The organism is Nocardia sp. CY41, assembly GCF_009829325.1.
Classification (GTDB): Bacteria; Actinomycetota; Actinomycetes; order Mycobacteriales; family Mycobacteriaceae; genus Nocardia.
Genome location: NZ_VUOS01000083.1, coordinates 1 through 4,586, shown reverse-complemented (window position 1 = coordinate 4,586; position 4,586 = coordinate 1). Strand labels below are relative to the sequence as shown.

Genomic DNA, 4,586 nt, shown 5'->3' with positions numbered 1-4,586 from the left:
GCTACACCACTACCGCCGCCTGGCCACCCGCTGGGAACGACGCACCGACATCCACCAAGGATTCCTCGACCTCGCCGCCGCCCTCATCTGCTGGCGAAGACTCCGCAACCGAACCTGATAGGCGCTCGTAGCACGGTCTCCTTGACGATGTCGATCAACGGCACCTGCCCCCATCTGGTGCGAATCGCCCTCTTCATCTTGCGCAGATTCGTCGGCTCGGCCTGCTTCGGTACCGGCGTCAGCTTGATAGCGCCGGATCGTCGTTCCTTGATTTCCAACCAGTCGCACTTGGGCAGCGCGGTGTGCAGGGCGTCGAGTTCGGCGCGCATCTCGGCCTGCATCGCCGCGATGAACTCCGACCCGTCCAACGGTTTGCGCAGCGCCTCGTAATGTTCGATGCGGCGCTGTTCGAAATCGGCGGGCAGATCCTCGGCGGGGTTGCGCCAGCGGTCCGCGCCGACCACCCAGATTTCCTTGCACCGCAACTGGTCCCGCAGCGCCTGTAATGTGCACACCTCGTACACCATCCGCACCACACGCTGCTTCCCGTGCTTGTCGGTCTGATACACCAGCTCCCGCCAGTCCGCGCTCACCCCGCGATGAGCCGGGATCGTCTCCTCGGCCGGGTAGTAGCGCAGAACACCCGAGGCATGCCGGCCGATCAGCTCCAAAGCATCGAGGTCACCGGCCGGTGAGCGGTGTTGTTAGAACGGAACTCCAACACGCTCAGCAACTTGATCAGCCCAGCCCGATAGTGATTGGTGTAGGAGCCCTTCAGCGTCGCCTTCACCGTCCGCTGATACGTCGGCCCCGAGGTCTTGAACTCGGCCACCAGGTCACGCAGCACCTGTTGCGGCGCGACCGGGAACACGGTGTCACGCACCAGCTTGTCACCGGCCTCGACCGTGGCCTCAGCGACGCGGAACAGCAGGTTCTCCTTGCCGGTGACCCGCTTAAACTCCTTGATCAGCTGGTTGGTCACCCGCACCTCGGCGCGGGCGTTGATGCGATGCACCGTCGCGATCAACAGTTCCACCAGCGTGTCGGTCAGCTCCCGTGCCCGGCAATGCAGCAAGGCCGCCAGCAACGTCAACACGACCTCCGGGGCGTGGCGGCGCAGGTGGCTCGGCGACTCCACCGACGCACGGCCGCGCCAGGCCGCGACGATCTTCGGTGAGACGTCGGCGAACACGTCAACGGGCAGTCCGATCGCTCGCACCGCCTCCAGCTTCGCTATCTCGGCCAGCATCGTGTTCAAACTGACTGTGCCCGGATCCGAGCGGATCGCGGCGAACACCGCCGAACCGTCTTCGGTCTGCGCATCGCCGATCAACGCGAACATCCGGTCGGCCACCTCGGCGGTCAGCCGGGAACTGACTCGCTCGAACAGCAGCTCTTCGCCGAGACTCAACGCCGAGCAGACGATCCGGTCCACCCGGCCACCGGTCGGCGGCTCGATCTTCTCGGCTCGGCATCGGGCCAGCACATGGTCACGGACCGCATCGACACCCCGCTGAGCCTGCGTGATGTTGTCCACCAGCCACCCGGTCAGCGCCTCGGCGTCGGCGACGCTGCACTCACGAAAGCCCAGCGACTCGCGGATCTGTGCCCTATGAGCCTTGCTCGTACGGCCGGTGAAGTCGTAGAACGCGATCTCGGTCCGGTCGACTCCGATCTGCCGAGCTACGTACTCGACCGCGTCGTCGTGGATCTCCGACCGCCCGCGGGGAAACCGGCCCTTTTCGGTGTAGAACCGCAGCATCAGCGCAAACCCGATTTTTGCTGCGCCCCGCTTGGTGGCAACCAGCTCCGGTTCCTTGCCGATCAGCGTCCACCGGTCGATCAGTTCGTCCTGGTCGAGCTCCCTCATCACGCGCGAAAACTACACCGGGCCAACCCCTCTCGACCGGGTTTCGGGAGCGTTCATGTACCGGGTGACACGATCGTTAACGGCACCCCCAGTCGCGCGATCTGCCGCTCGAGCGAGATCCGTTCGGGCCGCGGCACTTCCTGGATTAACCCCTGGACCAGCCCCTGGATTAGCGCAGGGTTTGGGTCCAGGGGTAATCCAGGCCCTAGTCCAGGGGGTAATCCAGGGGTGGCGATCTCTTTCACGATCCGGCGATGGTGATGATTGCCGATCGCGGCGAGATGACCGGGCAGCCAGCGTTCGAAGAACAGCAGCTGCTTGTCGACCGCTGGTAGCAGGTCGCACTTCATCAGTAATTCGCGCAGATGAGCCTCAGACTGGACAGACCCGCTGCAGCGCCTCGGCTTTCAGCAGCGGCTGGTTGTGCCATGCCATGAGTGTCCTCGACATCACCGTTCCACCCTCCTACCTGCTACCAGCCGACCACACATCCCGCAGCATGCGGCATCCACGGCGGTCGTCACGGGCCCGTATGCCCACAGCTTGTATCCCACCATCCGCGCACGGCTACCACGGCCCCCGCCCGAAGAGAATCTCCCTCGGTGGGCGGCGGTGGGGTGGGTTGACGACACGTTCCAGCTCATCGATGCTGGTGATCTGGACTGCATCCGTCACCATGGCCTCAGACCTGGGGACCGGGTGTTTCGGAGGCGGCCAGAACGAGTACACCTCCGGAGCTCCGTCAGGGGCCGTACGCCCAGTGGCCATCGCCACATGAGCACCGTTCCCCCACATGATCACATCGCCGCGCTGCGGTGGCAGATTGGCGGAGTCACCGGGAATATAGCGCCGCACTTCGTGTGGGAGGAGATCCCGCTTTAGCGGCCAAGACAGCATACCGGTCCGCCTGAACTCCGCGAGTTGCGCATACATCCTGTGAAGCTTGGCGTGAGAGATCACATTATTCCGGGCCCCGGCCCACAGCAGCATTTCCCAACAAGTCAAACCAGAGTCCGGGGACAGCGGTGGGAGAGGTCCTTCGGTCGGCGACGTCATCCAAGCCTCGAACTCCCGGTGCGGCGACTCCGCGAGCGCAAGGCGTTCCCATCTTGCCCGGACACCCGACGAGTGGATTCTCTCGAGTTCGTCCGCAACGATCAGTGGGGCGTCCCGCTGATCCTGGGGTTGTGCTTCGTGGACAGCAGGATGCCCGGAGTCGGGCTGTTCTCCTCCGCTGTGACTGGCCTGGCCTGTGCCGTCCATGGTGTGTTTCAGCCGTTCGGCGCCCGCCGCGTCTGTATCACCGTACCCATGGACGACAGCCCGAAGATCATCCGCGCCTATCGGGCCTCGATAGGTCTCGGAGAAGTACTTAGTTATGAGTGGTATCTCGCAACTGCGCAATTCATCGGCTATGGCCTGGAAGAGCCGTGCCAACCTACTCTCCGACAACATCCCTCACGCCCTGAACCTCGTGCACGGCCGGTGGCCCGGGTGCCGTCGTAGGAGACATGGTCGGAGTCGTCGGTGAACAGCGCGCCGACCGCAGTGCCCCTGTTCGGCCCGGATACCCCTGATATGGAACCGGAACCGCCGTCGCGGGGCGCGCCGGGAGACGTGGGCCGTCCGGCAGTACCGGGGCAAAGGATTTGAGGATCGGCCGCAACCGCACCGTGCATCGTGTCGCGTTCGTCGAGGATGAACGCGGCATGACCATCCTGCGCCGGATTGCCATGCTGGCTACTATGCGGCCGGGCGGCCCTGGTGGATGGTCTACGGCCCCACTACCGATCAGGTGAACTGCCAACTGTGCCTGCACAGCCACCGTCCGGGCGCAGATCGCGCCCGAAGTCCGGCAGCTGGCGACCAGCTCGCATTGGATCTCGGCTCGAGCATCGGCCCGAAGCGATGGCCGGCCGGATAGTCGACGGCAGGGACGCCGGTTCAGCGCGGTCCCTGGTGTACCTGTGTCCAATACCCAGGCGCGTAGTACCGGACCTGATCGTTGTCGGCCACCTGCAGCACACCGTTTTCGAAGAACTGGAATTCGGCCTCACCGGCGAACTCGAGACCCGCAGGAACTTCAGGGTCGGACAGATACACAGTGAACGACGTCATGCCGATCAGGCTATCGACACACCGAGCAGTCGCCGCAATCGTCCGGTTCGCGAAGATCACTGCGTCTCGGTAACGATCTTGGGCTCAATGGTTCGCTGACACCGAACACGCACCAGTCACCGTCGTTGAAATACGGCGTGTACTGGGTCCAGCCGAACGAGACGAGAGACGATCTCATTGGTGGCGAGGATCGCCCGCAGCACCGGCTCCAGGTCAGACAGTGGACGCTGGACGGGGCGGGGCTGTCGGGGCGGTACATCGCCCTCGACCGGAATACCGAGGAACGAGCGGCGGCTCGTGGCGGAGGAGGTCATGGACGGTTCGAGTCCTCGGTCTGGCGAATCACATCCGCAAGTGTAAGGTCCGGCCTTCACGGGCCATCTGGCGCAGGGTATCGGCGCAAATTTCGGCCCGTGACGAGCACGCCTGTGAATTACAGCGGTAAGGGTGATCGTGGGAAGGGAACCGGACACGCCGGATAGGGGCCGTCGGTCTGAAGTCGAGCGCAGTGGCCCGATACGACGCGGTCGCGATGGCTCACTGCGACTACAGTTTCCGGGGTGAGTGATGCCCGAGGTCCTGAACACGATGGTGATCT

Annotated in this window: 4 protein-coding genes; all 4 read right to left on the bottom strand. The window is 64.2% G+C overall.

Going from position 1 to position 4,586, the window contains the following annotated elements; all coding sequences use genetic code 11:
• Positions 1 to 83: 83 nt before the first annotated feature.
• Positions 84 to 671 (bottom strand): hypothetical protein, encoded by a 588-nt coding sequence (locus GVY64_RS36490; RefSeq protein ID WP_159851205.1) that lies wholly within the window; start codon positions 669 to 671, stop codon positions 84 to 86.
• A complete protein-coding gene (locus tag GVY64_RS36485; RefSeq protein WP_236567542.1) occupies positions 662 to 1,870 on the bottom strand; it encodes a DUF4158 domain-containing protein in 1,209 nt (402 codons plus the stop codon). Before GVY64_RS36485 ends, GVY64_RS36490 begins: the two co-directional genes overlap by 10 nt.
• 53 nt (positions 1,871 to 1,923) lie before the next feature.
• Positions 1,924 to 2,220, bottom strand: coding sequence for a hypothetical protein (locus GVY64_RS36480; protein ID WP_159851201.1), 297 nt, complete (start codon positions 2,218 to 2,220; stop codon positions 1,924 to 1,926).
• Between the two features lie 1,594 nt (positions 2,221 to 3,814).
• On the bottom strand, positions 3,815 to 3,988 hold the full coding sequence (locus GVY64_RS36475; RefSeq protein ID WP_159851199.1) for a hypothetical protein: 174 nt from the start codon (positions 3,986 to 3,988) through the stop codon (positions 3,815 to 3,817).
• Positions 3,989 to 4,586 lie beyond the last annotated feature (598 nt).

Coding starts and splice junctions, on each gene's coding strand:
- GVY64_RS36475 (WP_159851199.1), bottom strand. CDS start 3,988: ATGACGTCGTTCACTGTGTATCTGTCCGACCCTGAAGTTCCTGCGGGT.
- GVY64_RS36480 (WP_159851201.1), bottom strand. CDS start 2,220: ATGAAGTGCGACCTGCTACCAGCGGTCGACAAGCAGCTGCTGTTCTTC.
- GVY64_RS36485 (WP_236567542.1), bottom strand. CDS start 1,870: ATGAGGGAGCTCGACCAGGACGAACTGATCGACCGGTGGACGCTGATC.